Raw genomic sequence first — 16,422 nt, forward strand, 5'->3', positions numbered from 1 at the left:
ACGCGCGACTAAATATTTCCCCCGCTCAAACGTCAATGAGGCAAGAGGCGCATTCCGCGCCACCGTGCTTCTCTCACTCGCCAAACGTAATGACCCCAGCCACCGAGCGTTACGACGCCACCTCGAACGAGAGCGCGCCACCCAAGCCCGCCTCGCGCCTGATCCTGACGCTGCTCAAGCGTTCACGCGGCGCGTTTACGCTCGCCATCGCCGCGTGCGTGCTGAATGGCGTTGCAAGCGTGACGCTGGTTGCAACGCTGAACCGCGCGCTGTCGCAGCCTTCATCGGCGGATAGCACGCTTGCATGGCGGTTCGCGTTGTGCGCGGTGGTCGCGCTCGCCACGCGGATCGTGTCGGGCGTCCTGTTTGCGCGGCTGTCGCAGGACACGATGGCGCAATTGCGCGAACGCGTGGCCAAGCGCGTCGCGACCGCCGAGTTGCGCGACGTAGAACGTATTGGCGCGGCGCCCGTGCAATCGGTCCTGACCGATGACGCCACCAACGTCTCCATGCTGTTCTTCGCCTTGCCCAACATCGTGATGCACGGTTCCATCGTGTGCGGGTGTCTCGCTTATCTCGCGTGGCTGTCGTTGCCGGTGTGCCTGCTTGCGTTGACCGCCATCGTGGTCGGTTCATTCGGTTATTACACCGGGGACAAACGCGCGATCGCCTCGCTCGAAGCGGCCGGCAAGTCGCAAGACAAGTTGTTCGGCTATCTCGGCGCGCTGTTTAACGGTGCGAAGGAGCTGAAGTTGCATCAGGCGCGCGCAACCCAATTCGTCGATGGACAATTGGGTCTGGCGATTGGCGAAGTGCGCGATCATCGGCGGCGGGCGTTCAGTGCCTATGCCGTTGGCGTGGGCTGGATCATCTTCGTCTTCTATGTGTTCCTGGGCGCTGCCGCTTTTTGGCCGTCGTTGGGTGTCCGTGCCGATACCCCTGCCGCAGCCGGTTACGTCATCGTGTTCCTCTTCATGCTGGTGCCTCTCGATGGCCTGCTCAACAACCTGCCGACCGTGAACGCAGCGCGCGTGTCGCTCGACCGGATCGAAAAGGTGATGGCGGAATTCGGCGGACTGTCCACGGCGGACGTTCAGACGCCGCCGTCATCGAGCGCTTCTCAAGCGTCGTTCAAGACACTGACCCTGCGTGGTGTCACGCATTCGTACTTCCACGAACGAGACGAACGCATGTTCCGCATCGGACCCGTGGACCTGACGTTCAGGCCTGGGGAGCTTGTGTTTATCGTGGGCGGGAATGGCAGCGGCAAGACCACGCTCGCGAAGGTGCTGACAGGTCTTTATGAGCCGGAGGGCGGCGTTATCGAAGTCGATGGCAAGCCGGTGGGGTCGCTCGAGCGCCCCGCTTATCGCGAGCATTTCACGGCGGTCTTCAATGACTTCCATCTGTTCGATGCACTGCTTGGCATCGTCGATCCGAACGATCCTTCCCGTGCCCAGGCGGATGCCCGCGCAAACGCATTGATCGGCAAGCTGGCGCTGGATCACAAGGTGCAAGTGGTCGACGGCGCATTCTCCACGCGCGCGCTTTCCACAGGGCAACGCAAGCGCCTCGCGCTGGTGATCGCATATCTTGAGGACCGGCCGTTCTATCTCTTCGATGAATGGGCCGCCGACCAGGACCCTGCATTCAAGGCCGTGTTCTACGAGCAATTGCTGCCCGAACTGCGTCTCGCGGGGAAGACGGTGGTCGTCATCACGCACGACGACCGCTATTTCCCGCTTGCCGACCGCGTGTTGAAACTCGACAACGGCAGTATCGTCAGCGAGACGTACGGACCAGAGCCTGCCCTCGCGAACGGATGAAGATAAGGCGCTGGCGGACAGGTCTGCACGCCAGTGCTCAAAACACCGTACCGTTGATTGCGAGACCTGCGGGCCGCGCCTCGAACCTGTATTGAAGATGCGTCGGATAGTGCGCATCGATCTCGCGCACCAGGCGGTCGATCTCGTGCGTGAGGGCATCGAACCGTTCCACCTTCAACAAATACCCCGCCTTCATCAAACCTTCGCCGAACTTCTCCACCATCAGCGCTGCAAATGCGGGCGTTTCCGCGCCGCGTTGTACGTCGTGAATGCGGGCGCACGCGTAGCGCTGCATTTCATCGATCAAAGCCTCGGCGTCATCGGTCATTGTTTCCCCGCCTTTAGTAGTTCTATAGCCAGCATCAACCCCAATTGTTCAGGTTTGCAGGTATTTATTGTGTTGAAGAAGGGGTTTGCGGCGTATAGATTTCGTAAACACACCGTCGTTTCATTCCGCGTGAGCGTGTCCGAGCATCCGGAGATGAAGCGCCTCGGTTGCATCGTCGGCAGGAAACAAGGATTCGATTCGCAACTCCTCCGCAGCAACCGTTTGCGGCGTGCCGACGGTCGTGACCATGGAGAAGTAATTGAGTGTCGCGCCGTCCTTGGCGAAGCTGATGGGAATGACCGGCGTGCTGCGCGTAGCCGGTCCGGCGTCGAGGGTCTCCGCAGATTTCCAGCCGGTCTTGACGTCGGGATAAGCGAGCAGCGCGTCGATCAACTCGCGCGACTTTTCATCGATAACCCGCCCGACCGATTCACGATGCACCCGCTGAATCAAACTCCTGGCGACCTCCTCCCAGTTGGCGATGAACGGCCGCATGCCATCGGGATCGAACATCAGGTGCAGCATATTGCGAGGCGTTTTGCGCGCGGACAGGTCGATGAAGCGATTGAAGAAACGCGGCGCCGATTCATTGGGCAAAAGCACGTTCCAGTAGCGGTCCATCACGACTGCCGGAAACGGTTCGTGCTGCTTCAACATGCGCGCGAGCGCCCCTGTCACGCTCTGCATTTCCTCCGCGTTCCAGGCGCCTTCGGAATACATGGGCGCGAAACCCGCAGCAAGCAACAACGCGTTGCGCTCGCGAAGCGGAATGTCGAGCGCCTGCGCAAGATTGAGGAGCGTCTGGCGGCTCGGCGCGCTTCGCCCGCTCTCTATGAAGCTGACATGCCGTTGCGACACGCCGGCATCCAGCGAGAGATCGAACTGGCTCCTGCCGCGCGTACTTCGCCATTGGCGTAGCAGCGTGCCGAGTTCGGTAACAGGTTTGGCAGAGGACTTCATTCCATACTCATTCAATGCGGGTTCGGTCGATCAGGATACGCTCAACTCCAGTCGAGCCGCGCGTACCCCGCGCCAACAGTCATGCAGGGACCCACGCCTGAGCCTTGAACCGGTCTTCGACCGGCGTGCCGGCCATGTTGGTGGTCGTCGCGGCCATCGTCGATATCCCGATACTCGTGATCACCTCGAATATCTGAAGCGGCGAATATCCCGCCGATGTAAACCGCTCGATATCGCCCTCGCTCACGTTACCGCGTTTCTCGATCAGCGCCCGGCTCAAGCCCGAAAGCGCCGCGTATTTCACATTGGCTGGCAGCTTTCCTGCACGGATCGCGTTGACGTCCGCTTCGGCCATGCCGTCTTCAAGCGCAAAGGTGGAATGCGCCGCCACCGTCCACGGGCACTTGATCGTGACCGCGTTCGTGAGCAGCAGGGTCTGTTTCTCGCATTCGTCGAGACTTCCGCCATGAAAACTCGCGAAGCTGCCCGCGAAGCCGTTGAGCAAAACCGGGTTGGCGGCCATGGTTGCCATGACGTTCGGCAAAAAGCCGAATTTTTCAACGAGGGCTTCGAGTGTGGGCCGCGATTTTTCCGGCGCCGATTCGATCGTATAAAGTTCAAAGCTTTGCATTCCTAACTCCTTTGGTGGATTTGAACAAACAACATGAGCACTTCGTGTCCCCGAGCGAGCCGATGTGCCAAGGGATGACTCTCATCTTAAAGAGCGCAGGAATATGTTCAATTACCTCCGATGTAATAACGCAGAGTCCGTCAGCGTACTTTTCGACGCTCTGCGCGCGGGCGAGATCGTTGATCTGCATCAAGGGACGGGATTTCTGAGCCCATAGACTTTTCGTAAGCGCCGGGCGTTCCTGACCGGTAGGCCACCGCGAGCACCCACCAACGGAGTTTCTGCGATGAGCCTTACAAGCATCCTGGTCCAGCTCGACACCAGTTCACGCTCAACCGCGCGCCTCAGGTTCGCAATGCGGCTTGCCCGGCAATACGGCGCGCACCTTACGGGAGCCTTGACCAGCTTCACGCCGGACCCACGCACCTTTTACGTGATGGCCGGTTATTCCGAGTATTTCCAAGAGCATCGCAAGCTGCGCCACGAGCGGCAGAGTGCGCTGGAACAGGTCTTCCACGCAGAACTGGAAGACGCCGGTGTAGCGGGACGCTGGGCCGGCAACATCGACTATCCGAACGATGACATCACCCACCTCGCGCGGTGTGCCGATCTCGTCATTGCCGGACAGGAAGATCCGGACGATCCCGAATCGTTTATCGCCGATCATTTTCCGGAAGCGCTCGTGATGTCCGCAGGGCGCCCGGTGCTTTTCCACCCGTACGCCCGCGAGTTCGCGACGTTCAGCGAAAACGTGATGGTCGCGTGGGACGGCAGCCGCGAGTCCGTGCGCGCCGTGCATGACGCGTTGCCGCTCTTGCGCCGCGCGAAGCGAACCACCATCGTGACGGTCGAAGAATTACATGACGCGGCACGCGGCGATCGCATCCCCGGCGCGGACATCGCGCTCGTTCTGGCGCGGCATGACGTGAAAGCGGACGTGGTTCGGCTCGAACACATCGAAAACACGGCGGCGGGCGGCCTGCTGCTCTCGCAGGCATCTGAGCTGGGCGCCGATCTGATCGTGATGGGCGCGTACGGCCACTCGCGCTGGCAGGAACTGGTCATGGGGGGCGTCACGCGCAGCATGTTCCAGTCGATGACCGTCCCCGTACTGATGTCGCATTGACCACAGGAAGAATTGCCATGTATAAGCTAATCATTGCCCCCGTCGACGGCAGCGAGACCTCCAGACACGCACTGGATGCGGCGCTCGAACTCGCACGCGATCACGACGCCGAGCTCAGGCCCGTCTACGTGATCGACGTTCCGCCGCTGTCGTACTCGGGCGCGGCATTTGATCCCACCCCGATACGCGACGCCTTTGTCACCGAGGGCGAACACGTTCTCGCCGATGCAGCCGCGAAGATGAAACGCTACGGCGTGAAGGGCACGACAAGCATGGTCGAAGTCGAGCCGCTTGCCGACGACATCGCGCAACGCATCGAGCATACGGCGCAAGCCTTCGGTGCCGACCTCATCGTGATGGGCACGCACGGCAGGCGCGGCTGGCGGCGGCTTTTGCTTGGCAGCGTCGCCGAACATTTCGTGCGCCTCTCCACAATGCCGGTGCTGCTCGTTCCGCATCATCCGTCCACACAAATGAAACCGGACGTTGCGGGAGTGCTGACATGAGCTACAAGACCATCCTCGTGCATATCGATGACAGCCGGCGCAGCGGCGCGCGGGTCGACTTCGCCGTCGACCTTGCCCTCAAGCACAACGCCCATCTGATCGGGCTGTACATGGTCTGCCGGAATGAGCTGCGCCCAAATATAAAGTCAGACGAAAGCCTGAGCCTCGCCGTCCACGAGGCGCAGGCTCGCGCCCGGCTCGCGCGGGCGAACGATCACTTTTTATCGGCGACGCGGTTAGCCGCGGCCACATCGGAATGGCGCGCGCCCGTCGGACCGTCGGTGCTTACGGCGACGTTACACGCGCGCCACGCCGACCTGATCGTCCTCGGGCAGGCCGATCCTGCGGACCCAGCGGCGTTTATTGCCGAGCATTTCGCCGATGACGTCGTGATGCGCTGCGGCCGGCCCGCGATCCTCCTTCCGTATGCCGGCCGTGTCGACCGGTTCGGCGAGACCGTGCTCATTGCATGGGACGGCAGTCGCGCCGCAGCGCGCGCCGTGGCGGACGCCCTTCCCGTTTTGAGGCATGCGCGTTCGGTGCAGATCGTGACCGTCGAGCGGCATCGCGAAGAAGATGGCGAAGCCGGTAAAAACACAGGACATACGCTTGCGGCGTATCTTGAACACCACAAGGTGCGGGCCGGTGTCTTATCGATGCCGCCTGCCTCCGGCGCAAGTACAGGCGCCACTTTGCTCGATGTCCTGGCGGACACCGACTCGGATCTGCTGGTGCTTGGCGCATACGGGCATACGCGGTTGCACGAGCGTTTTCTTGGGGGTGTTACACGATCGCTACTGGAAAGCATGACCGCGCCCGTGCTAATGTCGCACTAATGCCTCACGAGTTTCAACAATGCGTTCATGGCTCAGTGTCCTTGCGCATCCTTAATGCCCGCCAGTTTGCGGGCATCTTTTTTTCTGACACGTGCCGTTCCACCAGACGGCAATCCAGCACCCGCGGCGTTTATACGGTGCGCACCGAGGACGATCTCAAGCAATGACCCGGGTCTTGTTATCCGATGACCATACCCTCGTTCGGGACGGACTGCGCCATATCCTGGACAATGCCGATGGCGTGGAAGTGGCGGGCGAGGCCAGCGACGGCGCCACGACCATCGCGATGATCCGCGAGATTCCAGCCGATGTGCTCGTGCTCGACCTGTCGATGCCCGGCCGCAATGGTGTCGAACTGCTCAAGCAGATCAAGGACGAAAAGCCGGCGCTGCGCGTGCTCATCCTGACCATGCACGCCGAGCAGCAATACGCGGTGCGTGCGTTCAAGGCCGGGGCGTCGGGATATCTGACCAAGGAAAGTGCAAGCGCCGAGCTGGTCGCGGCTGTCAACAAGATTGCATCGGGCGGCGTGTATGTAAGCCTCACCATGGCCGAGCGCCTGGCGCTGAGCCTGCACGACCGTGGCGACGACCTGCCGCATCAAAGGCTCTCCGACCGTGAATTCGAGGTGTTCCGGCGCATTGCGAGCGGAGAAACGATCACGCAGATCGCCCAGGCGCTCTCGGTCAGCGCGAAGACCATCAGCACCTACAAGACCCGCATTCTCGACAAGATGCAGATGCCCCACGACGCGGCGCTCGTGCGCTACGCCGTGCGGCACAAACTGTTCGAAGACGACCACGAGACTTGATGGCATCCGGATGATGCGATCAACGCGTGTAGTCCGTTCCCTACAAAGACTCGCAAATCCCTACATCGAGCGCTGCCGCTCGCTGATTTTATTTTGAGATAGAGTCACTCATACTTGTCTCACTGGGCGCCGGCTTGCTCCGGGAACATCGGCGAAAGCCGACAAGCGGCCCATCGTCCCGCCGGCGGATCCTCTGCGCCTCTGCGCGACATCTCCATGGCGAGACGCTCCGCTCCGCACCCGCTACGCGCACCATAGGCACGCACCGCCAGCCGCCGCGTAACGCACCGATGCAAACCACTCACGGGAGACGTCATGACGTCAGCGACCGCTTGCGCACCTTCAGTATCGAATTCGCCCGCTATTAACCGCGCGTCGCAGTGGTCCGCAGCCAGCGCCACTTTGTCCGCTACGTCCGCTACGCGCCTCGACACCCGCTGCTCCGCCTGCTCCCTGCACGCGATCTGCATGCCAACGCAACTGACCGGCGCCGAACTCGACAGGCTCGATGCGATCGTCTGCTCGACTCGGCTCGTGCGGCGCGGCGAGACGCTGTACCGCACGGGAGACGCGTTCAAGAGCATTTACGCCGTGCGCACGGGCTGTTTCAAGACCGTGGTCACGCATCGCGACGGGCAGCAGCAGGTCACGGGCTTTCACATCGCGGGCGAACCGCTTGGACTCGACGGCGTCTGCGCCGGCGAACAGAACTGCGATGCAATTGCGCTCGAAGACAGCAAGGTTTGCGTGATCCCCTTCGACCTCCTGGAGGAGCTCTGCCACGACGTCAAAGCCGTGCAGCAGCATGTCCACCGGATGATGAGCGGCGAGATCGTGAGGGAATCCGGCCTGATGATGATGTTGGGCACGATGACCGCCGAGCAGCGCGTCGCGACCTTCCTGATGAATCTGTCTACGCGGATGAAGGTACGTGGCTATTCGGCGGCAGAGTTCAACCTGCGCATGACGCGAGAAGAGATTGGCAGCTATCTCGGGTTGAAGCTCGAGACGGTGAGCCGGATGTTCTCGAAGCTTCAAAAAGAACGCATCGTCGATTCGAACGGCAAGCAGATCCGGATCGTCGACAGCGAGCGGCTCGCCGAAGTCTGACCGGGCGCGTCATATCGCGGCTCGCAATGCCGATGGCGGAACACGATGCCCCTGAATTATTTGCGCAGCTTCACGCGGCCCGAACGCACCGACCAGAGCAACCGGCGCCTCGGGCGCTGGCTTGCGTTCATTGCAGGCGCCGCGAACGCCGGCGGTTTTCTTGCCGTCGGCCAGTACACGTCGCACATGTCCGGCGTGGTGTCGGCGCTGGCCGATAATCTTTCGCTCGGCGAAACGGGTCTCGTTGTCGCGGGTCTCAGTTCGCTCGTGGCGTTCATGTCGGGCGCCGCCACGTCCGCGATCATGATCAACTGGGGCAGGCGGCGCGCAGCGCAAAGCGAATATGCGTTGCCCTTGCTGCTCGAAGCTGCGTTGCTGCTGCTCTTTGGGCTGATCGGCGCGAACCTGGAACAGGACCGGATCTTGTTCGTCCCGGCCACGGTCGCGTTGCTCTGCTTTGTGATGGGCCTGCAGAACGCAATGATCACCAAGATATCCAAGGCGGAAATCCGCACCACGCACGTGACCGGGCTTGTAACTGATATAGGTATCGAGCTTGGCAAGCTCGTGTACTGGAACGCTTCGAACGATGAACCCGGCATGAAAGCCGTGAAGGCAGACCGGTCGAAGCTCGGGCTGCTGGCCTCGTTGCTCGGGATGTTTTTTACTGGCGGAATTGCGGGTGCGTTGGGATTCAAGTACGTCGGTTATATCGCAACGATACCGCTCGCCGCAATGCTCGTGGTGCTCGCGGTCGTGCCGCTGGTCGATGATCTCGTTGGCCAGCGGCATTGACGTCTTGACGTCGGTTCAATCGAGCGTGAAGCGATCCCGCGTCGTCACATAATCGCTTGCGCCGAAGCGCCCGACCGGAAAGTAATACTGCAGCCGCACACGCCAGGTTTCGGTGTCGATGAGTTCGTCGCGCGCGTGCAGCCTGTGAACCCGCCCGATGAATATATGCCGGCTCGTGGTTTCCAGCGTTTCCCATAACGTACATTCGAACGCCACCGGCGCCTCGGCAATTCTCGGCGGCGCAACGTGCGAACTTGCAACCGGCGTAAGCCCGGCCTTTTCGAGCTCGCTGACATCCGGCGGCAGGCGCTCTCCACAACGATGCATCTTCTCGGCCATCGCTTCGTCGCTGAGATGCACGACAAACTCGCGGCTGCGCGCAATGTTCGTGGCGGTGTCCTTGAGCGACCCGTCGTCGAGACGATTGACGCTGATCATCACAATGGGCGGCTCCTCCCCCATCATGTTGAACATCGAGAATGGCGCCGCGTTGATCGTGCCGGTCTCACTCAAGGTGGTGACCAGCGCGATGGGCCGCGGCACGATCAGGCTCGCCATGAGTTTGTAGCGCTGATATTCGGTAATGGCTTCGAAGTCGATTTCCATGATGGCCTGTTCGGTGTCCACGTGCTCAGGGTTGAACCATGCCGAGCAGTTGCCCAAGGCTTTGCTCGCCTTGCATGCGTGATGTTTCGATGCGCTCTTCGAGCTCGCGAAGATGCGCTTCCATGCGGCTGATGGCGCCAGGCGCATCGCGCGCCTCGATGCAATCGACGATTGCCGCGTGTTCGTCGTGTTCGCATGGCGCGTTGCCCGGTGGCTCGTACACCCCGACGATCAGCGAGCATCGCGATACCAGTTCGTTCAAGTAGCGCTGCAGTATCGAGTTGCCCGCGAGTCCTGCAATGCGTAAATGGAAGTCGCTTGCAAGACGCGCCCACGAAGGCTGGTCGAAGCGATGCATGGCTTCATGTTCATCGGCAAGCTGGCGGCGCAACGCTTCAATATCGCGCGTGGTCGCGCGTTGTACCGCGAGTTCGACTAGCACGCGTTCGAGCGAACGCCGGGCCTCGAAAATCTCTCGCGTCTCCTCGGGCGACGGCTCCGCGATCACCGCACCCTTGTTCGGCCGCAACGCGACGATACCCTCATACGCGAGGCGCTCCAGCACGCGCCGCACGACCGCGCGGCCAACGCCAAACAACTGGCACAACTCCGGCTCGGGCAGCTTGGTACCCGGTGTCAGGCGATGGTTGAGGACGCCATCGAAGATCGCCTGATAGAGGCGCGCGTCCACATCTTGCGGCGTGTCACGCTCGGGCGGTTTGTCTGCAACGTGCAGCGCGGGTTTCGGTGTCATGGTTGTGCCTGAAGGCGCGACGAACCCGTGAGCCCTGCGCGTTCCATCTCGTCCATCTGACGCACGATCGCGCCGGGCGTGGTCATCCAGACATCACCTTTTGCGCGCGCCGCCGCGACATGTTGAAGCGCGCGCCGCAGATGACGCAACCGGTACGGCTGTCCCACCAGGTAGGGATGCAACGCGATACCCATCACGAGCGCCTGCTTGTGGCGGCTGTTGTTCGCTTGCTCAAGCATCTCGTCGAACTGGTCGATGATCATGTCCGCGAAAGCACACGCATCCAGTTGACGGCCGATGATCATGGGCAAGTCGTTGAGTTCTTGCGGATAAGGAATCGACCAGAGCGAGCCGGCGCGCGTCGCCATGCGGACCGGCCGGTCATCGTGGCACCAGTTCAGCGTGTAGCCGTAGCCGGTTTCCGCGAGCAGATCGGGCGTCAGGTGCGACTCCGAGATCCACGGAGATAGCCAGCCCGAGGGCGGCGTGCCCGAATGCAATGCAATCCGCTCGCGGCAATGAAGCAACAACGCGCGTTCGGCGTTTTCATGGAGATCGCTCTGACGATGCGCATTAGTATGCCCATGCGCGATGATTTCATCGCCGCGTGCAACACATGCATCGATGACATCCGGGCAGTGATCATAGAGCGCTGTGTTGATCAGCGTGCCCGACGGCATGTCGAGCTGATCGAACAGTTCCATGCAGCGCCAGACGCCCACCCGGTTGCCGTATTCTCGCCAGCTGTAGTTGAGCACATCGGGTTGCGGCGAGACGGGACCCAGCGCCGCGCCGAGTCCTTCCCCAAACGCAAAGTGTTCGATATTGAAGCCGAGATAGACGGCAAGTCCGGTGTCTCCCGGCCATCGAAACGAATCGGTATCGGCGATTGCCCGATACGGAAACCGCTCATGCGTTACGAGCGGACCGAACGTGGGTCCATGTGATGCGCCGGCATGACCAATGATGTCCATGTTCAAAACCCCGATGACTGCGTGTACAGCGCGTGAACCGTTTTGGTGGATCGCGCCCCGAAGCGGATCGGCGGCGCACCTTGATCGTGCGGTTTCTGGTCTTGAATCGCCGACGGATCGATTTCGAATCGTGTGCAATTTACACGCCATATCGTAGACGTTCAATAGCAGCGATGGTTTGCATGGAACTCAAGACGCTGCGAACAAAGTGGCATGTGTCTTGCATTTGACGACCCGCCAGCCAACGCTTGCCTTTTTGTGCAGCACCGACCCGGGAACGCATCGCATGAGTCCGTCTATATGAGTCAGTCCACTTCTGCCGTACTCAAGACCGAAGCCGCGGACATCGAACTCGTTCATGTGTCGAAGCAGTACGGCGATTCGCTCGCGGTCGACTCCATCGACTTGCGCATTCCCGGCGGACAGTACTGCTGCCTGCTTGGACCGTCGGGCTGCGGCAAGACATCGACATTGAGGATGATCGCGGGCCACGAATCGATCACCGATGGCGACGTCCTCATTGGCCAGCGCAACGTCACGCGCGCGCAACCCGCCACGCGCGGCACCGCAATGGTGTTCCAGAGCTACGCGCTCTTTCCCCATCTGTCCGCACTCGATAACGTCGCGTTCAGCCTGAAGATGCGCGGCGTTGCAAAAGACGCGCGCCGCAAGCGTGCAGGCGAACTGCTCGAACTCGTTGCAATGAGTGCCTTCGCCGAACGCAAGCCGTCGCAGTTATCGGGCGGCCAGCAACAGCGCGTGGCGCTCGCGCGTGCATTGCTGAACGAACCCCGTTGCCTGTTGCTCGATGAACCTTTGTCGGCGCTCGACCCGTTCCTGCGCATCCAGATGCGCGCCGAACTCAAGCGCTGGCAAAAGGAGCTCGGCATCACCTTCGTGCACGTCACGCATTCGCAAGAAGAAGCGCTGGCGCTGGCCGACATGGTGGTGGTGATGAGCCATGGACGCATAGAACAAACCGGCTCGCCGCATGAGGTCTTCAACCGGCCGCGCACCGAATTCGTCGCGCGTTTCCTGGGCGGTCATAACGTGCTGAGCGCAAATGGCCGCGCTTTCACCGTGCGCGCCGATCACCTGCGCATCGCGCCTTACGGCGTGACGCCGGTGCAGACATCGGGCAGCGACGGCGGGGTCAGCCGTATCGGCGGAATTCCGTGCACGGTCCGCGAAACCGAATACCAGGGCACACACTTGCGCATGACACTCGCGCCGCTAGACGGTTCGCCCGAACTCATCTCACTGCTCCCCGATAACGAATACGACCCGCAGCGCCTTGCCACCGATGCGCGAGTCGTGGTCTGGTGGAACGAGCAGGACGCCCATGCATTTGCGGCATGAAAGACCGCTTTGCGTTGCATTGAACGAGAACATTGAAACGACAACGTCACCAAGGGAGATTGCAATGACCGAGCGAAAAGAACATCCGTCCGATACCACCACGAGCGAGCCCGCCGAATCCGGCCTCGGTTCGGGTCAGGGCCTCTCACGCCGCACGTTGCTCAAGGGCGCAGTCGCGGCAGCGGGTATCGCGGGGTTCCCGTATGTGCACGCGCAGGAAAAGATCACGTTGCGATATCTCGGCACCGCAGTGAACCAGAGTTCGGATATCGCGAAGAAGTTTCAGGAAGACACCGGCATCCAGATCCAGTACATTCCCGTCACGACCGATGACGTCGCCAAGCGCATCATCACGCAACCGAATTCCTTCGATATTGTCGACACCGAATATTTCTCGCTGAAGAAGCTGATTCCCGCCGGCACGCTTGCCGGCATGGACGCAAGAAAGATCAAGCTCGCCGACAAGATCACGCCCGTCCTCACGCGCGGTGAAGTCGACGGCAAGAAGATCGGCGACCAGGGAACCGCGCCGAAGAAGGTGATGTTCCTGACCGGCGCGCGTTCGACGCAATTCTCCGCGACGCCCACTGAATGGATGACGCTGATCCCCACCACCTATAACGCGGACACGCTCGGCATTCGCCCCGACCTGATCAAGCGCCCGATCACGAGTTGGTCCGAGCTGCTCAATCCCGAGTTCAAGGGCAAGGCTGCGCTGCTCAACATTCCGGCCATCGGCATCATGGATTCGGCAATGGCGATCGAAGCGATGGGTCATGTGAAGTATGGCGACAAAGGCAACATGACCAAGGCCGAGATCGACCAGACCATCAAGATCCTGATCGAAGCCAAGCGCGCGGGCCAGTTCCGCGCCTTCTGGAAGGACTTCAACGAAAGCGTGAACCTGATGGCGTCCGGCGAAGTCGTGATCCAGTCGATGTGGTCGCCGGCCGTCACGAAGGTTCGCACGATGGGCGTTGCCTGCAAGTTCCAGCCGCTGAAGGAAGGGTATCGGTCGTGGGCATCGGGCTTCGGGCTGCCGCGTTCGCTGCAGGGCCGCAAGCTCGACGCGGCGTACGAGTTCATCAACTGGTTCCAGGACGGCTGGGCAGGCGCCTATCTGATGCGTCAGGGCTATTACCCGGGCGTGACGGACACCGCGAAGTCGCACATGCAGGCGTACGAATGGGACTACTGGATGGAAGGCAAGCCCGCTGCGCAGGACATCAAGGCGCCCGATGGCCAGTTGCTCGAGAAGGCCGGCACGGTACGCGACGGCGGCTCGTACAACCAGCGCATGGGAGCGATCGCATGCTGGAACGCGGTGATGGACGAGAACATCTACATGGTCCAGAAGTGGAACGAGTTCATCGCGGCTTGAGTATGCAAGGGCCGGCTGCGTGCGTTGCACGAAGCCGGCCGGATCAGTTCAAACAATAGGTAATCACGCGATGGCATCGATCGAGCTTCCTGTTCAAACGCTTGAGGCGCCGGTGAAACACCGGCGAGCCGCCGCATGGCTGCAGGCAACGCCGCTTACGCTCACCTTCGCGTTGTTCTTCATCGTGCCGCTCATCATCACGCTGATCGTGAGCTTCTGGGACTTCAACGAATACCAGATCATCCCGGCGTTCACGTTCAAGAACTACGCGGCGATCTTCGATGGATGTTCGTCGATGACCGATGTCTGCGTGACCTTCAAGACCTATTGGTCCACCATCAAGTTCTGCGCGATCGTATGGACCGTCACGCTTTTGATCGGCTTCACGATTGCGTATTTCCTTGCATTCCACGTCCGGTCATCGGGCATGCAAACGGTGCTGTTCCTCGTTTGCACCATACCGTTCTGGACCTCCAACGTGATCCGGATGATTTCATGGATGCCGCTGCTCGGCCGCAACGGCCTCGTCAACCAGGCATTGGTGAGCGCGCATCTGGTCGACCGGCCGCTTGAATGGCTGCTGTACTCGAACTTTTCCGTGGTGCTCGCGTTCGTGCATCTCTACACTTTCTTCATGATCGTCCCCATCTTCAACGCGATGATGCGCATCGACCGCTCGCTGCTCGAAGCTGCGCGCGATGCAGGCGCGAGCGGCTGGCAAGTCATCCGCGAAGTGGTGCTGCCCTTGTCGAAGACGGGAATCGTGATCGGATCGATCTTCGTGATCACGATCGTCATGGGCGATTTCCTGACCGTCGGCGTCATGGGCGGGCAGCAGATTGCGTCGGTGGGAAAGATCATTCAGGTGCAGACGGGCTATCTGCAGTTCCCCGCTGCCGCGGCCAACGCAATCATCCTGCTGGCCGTGGTGCTTCTGATCGTCTGGGCGCTGACTCGTGTAGTCGATATCCGCAAGGAGCTGTGACATGGCCGCCAGCGGTCTCAAACCCGGTCTCAAACATCGTGAACGCAGGCCCGCGAGTTTCTACTGGCTTGCACTCGTGTTCGCGCTTTTCGTGCTGTTCCTGTATGGCCCGGTCATAACCATCTTCATCCTGTCGTTCCAGGGGCCGGAAGGCGGCCTCACGTTTCCCATGCGCGGCGCGTCGCTGCACTGGTTCGAGGTGCTGCGGCAGGGCGTTGGCGACGTCGACATCTGGGCGGCGTTCGGGCGTTCGGTGCGGCTCGCAGCCGTGGTCACAGTGTTGACCGTGCTGTTCTCGGTGACGGCGGGACTTGCGTTCCGCAAGCGTTTTCGCGGAGATACCGCTGTGTTTTATGTGTCGGTGGCAAGCCTGATCATGCCGTCGATCATCGTGTCGCTGGGGATCGGCCTCACGTTCCGGCTGCTCGATAACGGCGTCAAGTATCTCGCCACCGTTCTGGGCCACGAGTCTTTCGTCGACGACTACACCACGTCGATGGGCCTTTACACGTCCGCGCTCGGCGCGCACCTGACGTGGACGCTGCCCTTCGGCCTGCTCGTGATGTTCGCCGTCTTCAACCGGTTCAACCCTGCTTATGAGGAAGCGGCGCGCGATCTTGGCGCTTCGCCTTGGCAGAGTTTCAGGCACGTGGTGTTGCCGATCATCGGGCCGTCTGTGATCGGCGTCGGCATGTTCGGCTTTACGCTGTCATGGGACGAGATCGCGCGTACGTCGCAGGCAATCGGCGACCAGAACACGTTGCCCCTTGAATTGCAGGGCCTGACGACATCCGTGACCACGCCCGTGATCTACGCGCTCGGCACCATGACCACCATGTTGTCGCTCACCGTGATGATCGTCGGGCTGCTCTTGGTGCGCTGGCTGGCCCGGCGCCGCTCGCGCGCACTGGCGCTCGCAGGCTGAGCGTCTAGCGCGTCACGATCAGTACGGTTCGCGTGTGATGCGGATTGCTTTTGCCGGCGGGACATGGCGGGCAAGCGCACGCGCGACGATTGCATCGGCGGTTGCATGGGCCTTCATGCGCGTCTGCATCCGCATGATGCGGTCGACTTTTTTCGGGCTGTCGCGATGAAGCGCCCAGTAAAGCGCGCTCAGCCATCCCACGATTGTCCATCCGAGCAGCGCGTTCATCAGCGCGAGCAGCAGCACGTTGCGCCGCCCTCTCCTGTCCGCCACGATAGACGGCGTAAAGTACACGACCATGGCGACAACGGCGAGAAGAGCCTGGACCAGCGTTTTTGCGACCATTTTTCAATCTCCTTACAGATCGCGTGAGCCGCACGTGGATGCAACCTTCGTGCATTGCAGTCTGCGCTCCGTTCAAGCGAAAATTCAGAATAGACCCGATGGCAGCGAAGGTCCAAGTCACAAATTTAACCGCCGTAATAATCAGGCGCTATCGAACCGCCTCT

The 16,422-nt window shown here is 61.0% G+C and carries 19 protein-coding genes; 11 read left to right on the forward strand and 8 right to left on the reverse strand.

Features of this window, described 5'->3' with window-relative positions:
- Nucleotides 1-89: 89 nt before the first annotated feature.
- On the forward strand, nucleotides 90-1,826 hold the full coding sequence (locus AX768_RS22385) for a cyclic peptide export ABC transporter (RefSeq protein ID WP_062002168.1): 1,737 nt from the start codon (nucleotides 90-92) through the stop codon (nucleotides 1,824-1,826).
- Nucleotides 1,827-1,863: 37 nt separating this feature from the next.
- Here the strand turns inward: AX768_RS22385 and AX768_RS22390 are convergent, their stop codons facing one another.
- The 3 genes from AX768_RS22390 to AX768_RS22400 all read right to left on the reverse strand — a co-directional run bounded on the left by AX768_RS22390 (nucleotide 1,864) and on the right by AX768_RS22400 (nucleotide 3,745).
- Entirely contained in the window at nucleotides 1,864-2,154 is a 291-nt protein-coding gene (locus tag AX768_RS22390) for a hypothetical protein (protein ID WP_062002169.1), read from the reverse strand.
- A gap of 120 nt (nucleotides 2,155-2,274) precedes the next feature.
- Nucleotides 2,275-3,114, reverse strand: a complete 840-nt coding sequence (locus AX768_RS22395) for a helix-turn-helix domain-containing protein (protein ID WP_062002170.1) — start codon at nucleotides 3,112-3,114, stop codon at nucleotides 2,275-2,277.
- A gap of 79 nt (nucleotides 3,115-3,193) precedes the next feature.
- Nucleotides 3,194-3,745 (reverse strand): carboxymuconolactone decarboxylase family protein, encoded by a 552-nt coding sequence (locus tag AX768_RS22400; RefSeq protein WP_062002171.1) that lies wholly within the window; start codon nucleotides 3,743-3,745, stop codon nucleotides 3,194-3,196.
- Between the two features lie 286 nt (nucleotides 3,746-4,031).
- Here AX768_RS22400 and AX768_RS22405 point away from each other — a divergent pair, with 286 nt between their 5' ends.
- The 4 genes from AX768_RS22405 to AX768_RS22420 all read left to right on the forward strand — a co-directional run bounded on the left by AX768_RS22405 (nucleotide 4,032) and on the right by AX768_RS22420 (nucleotide 7,024).
- A complete protein-coding gene (locus tag AX768_RS22405; RefSeq protein ID WP_062002172.1) occupies nucleotides 4,032-4,871 on the forward strand; it encodes a universal stress protein in 840 nt (279 codons plus the stop codon).
- A gap of 17 nt (nucleotides 4,872-4,888) precedes the next feature.
- Nucleotides 4,889-5,377, forward strand: a complete 489-nt coding sequence (locus AX768_RS22410; RefSeq protein WP_062002173.1) for a universal stress protein — start codon at nucleotides 4,889-4,891, stop codon at nucleotides 5,375-5,377.
- Complete coding sequence (locus AX768_RS22415; protein WP_062002174.1) at nucleotides 5,374-6,213, forward strand: universal stress protein; 840 nt, start codon at nucleotides 5,374-5,376, stop codon at nucleotides 6,211-6,213. The genes AX768_RS22410 and AX768_RS22415 overlap by 4 nt, the downstream gene beginning before the upstream one ends.
- Nucleotides 6,214-6,376: 163 nt before the next feature.
- Nucleotides 6,377-7,024 (forward strand): response regulator, encoded by a 648-nt coding sequence (locus AX768_RS22420; protein ID WP_062002175.1) that lies wholly within the window; start codon nucleotides 6,377-6,379, stop codon nucleotides 7,022-7,024.
- 119 nt (nucleotides 7,025-7,143) lie between these two features.
- Here AX768_RS22420 and AX768_RS33310 read toward each other — a convergent pair whose 3' ends face one another.
- Nucleotides 7,144-7,458, reverse strand: coding sequence for a hypothetical protein (locus AX768_RS33310; protein ID WP_172811975.1), 315 nt, complete (start codon nucleotides 7,456-7,458; stop codon nucleotides 7,144-7,146).
- Between AX768_RS33310 and fnr the strand changes: the two genes are divergently transcribed.
- Both fnr and AX768_RS22430 read left to right on the forward strand, forming a co-directional pair.
- Nucleotides 7,340-8,134 (forward strand): fumarate/nitrate reduction transcriptional regulator Fnr, encoded by a 795-nt coding sequence (gene fnr, locus AX768_RS22425; protein ID WP_062002176.1) that lies wholly within the window; start codon nucleotides 7,340-7,342, stop codon nucleotides 8,132-8,134. The two genes, AX768_RS33310 and fnr, sit on opposite strands and share 119 nt — an antisense overlap.
- 45 nt (nucleotides 8,135-8,179) lie before the next feature.
- Complete coding sequence (locus AX768_RS22430) at nucleotides 8,180-8,929, forward strand: YoaK family protein (RefSeq protein ID WP_062002177.1); 750 nt, start codon at nucleotides 8,180-8,182, stop codon at nucleotides 8,927-8,929.
- A 15-nt stretch (nucleotides 8,930-8,944) separates the two neighbouring features.
- On the opposite strand, the gene AX768_RS22435 is transcribed toward AX768_RS22430, so the two are convergent.
- Genes AX768_RS22435 through AX768_RS22445 form a run of 3 tightly spaced genes read right to left on the reverse strand, consistent with a single transcriptional unit; the run spans nucleotide 8,945 to nucleotide 11,263 of the window.
- The gene (locus AX768_RS22435) at nucleotides 8,945-9,535 is read right to left on the reverse strand and encodes a flavin reductase family protein (protein ID WP_062002432.1); all 591 of its coding nucleotides are present in this window, start codon (nucleotides 9,533-9,535) and stop codon (nucleotides 8,945-8,947) included.
- 25 nt (nucleotides 9,536-9,560) lie between these two features.
- A complete protein-coding gene (locus AX768_RS22440) occupies nucleotides 9,561-10,289 on the reverse strand; it encodes a GntR family transcriptional regulator (protein WP_062002178.1) in 729 nt (242 codons plus the stop codon).
- Complete coding sequence (locus AX768_RS22445) at nucleotides 10,286-11,263, reverse strand: polysaccharide deacetylase family protein (protein ID WP_062002179.1); 978 nt, start codon at nucleotides 11,261-11,263, stop codon at nucleotides 10,286-10,288. Before AX768_RS22445 ends, AX768_RS22440 begins: the two co-directional genes overlap by 4 nt.
- A 300-nt stretch (nucleotides 11,264-11,563) precedes the next feature.
- Between AX768_RS22445 and AX768_RS22450 the strand changes: the two genes are divergently transcribed.
- The 4 genes from AX768_RS22450 to AX768_RS22465 all read left to right on the forward strand — a co-directional run bounded on the left by AX768_RS22450 (nucleotide 11,564) and on the right by AX768_RS22465 (nucleotide 15,913).
- Complete coding sequence (locus AX768_RS22450; protein ID WP_062002180.1) at nucleotides 11,564-12,622, forward strand: ABC transporter ATP-binding protein; 1,059 nt, start codon at nucleotides 11,564-11,566, stop codon at nucleotides 12,620-12,622.
- A 64-nt stretch (nucleotides 12,623-12,686) separates the two neighbouring features.
- Nucleotides 12,687-14,003 (forward strand): ABC transporter substrate-binding protein, encoded by a 1,317-nt coding sequence (locus tag AX768_RS22455; protein ID WP_062002181.1) that lies wholly within the window; start codon nucleotides 12,687-12,689, stop codon nucleotides 14,001-14,003.
- Nucleotides 14,004-14,073: 70 nt separating this feature from the next.
- Nucleotides 14,074-14,988, forward strand: a complete 915-nt coding sequence (locus AX768_RS22460; RefSeq protein WP_062002182.1) for an ABC transporter permease — start codon at nucleotides 14,074-14,076, stop codon at nucleotides 14,986-14,988.
- 1 nt (nucleotide 14,989) lies between these two features.
- Complete coding sequence (locus AX768_RS22465; RefSeq protein WP_062002183.1) at nucleotides 14,990-15,913, forward strand: ABC transporter permease; 924 nt, start codon at nucleotides 14,990-14,992, stop codon at nucleotides 15,911-15,913.
- 18 nt (nucleotides 15,914-15,931) lie between these two features.
- Here the strand turns inward: AX768_RS22465 and AX768_RS22470 are convergent, their stop codons facing one another.
- Nucleotides 15,932-16,258: a superinfection immunity protein gene (locus AX768_RS22470; protein WP_062002184.1), complete on the reverse strand. Its 327-nt coding sequence runs from the start codon at nucleotides 16,256-16,258 to the stop codon at nucleotides 15,932-15,934.
- Between the last annotated feature and the right edge of the window lie 164 nt (nucleotides 16,259-16,422).

The organism is Burkholderia sp. PAMC 28687 (assembly GCF_001577465.1).
In the GTDB taxonomy this organism is placed as follows: domain Bacteria; phylum Pseudomonadota; class Gammaproteobacteria; order Burkholderiales; family Burkholderiaceae; genus Caballeronia.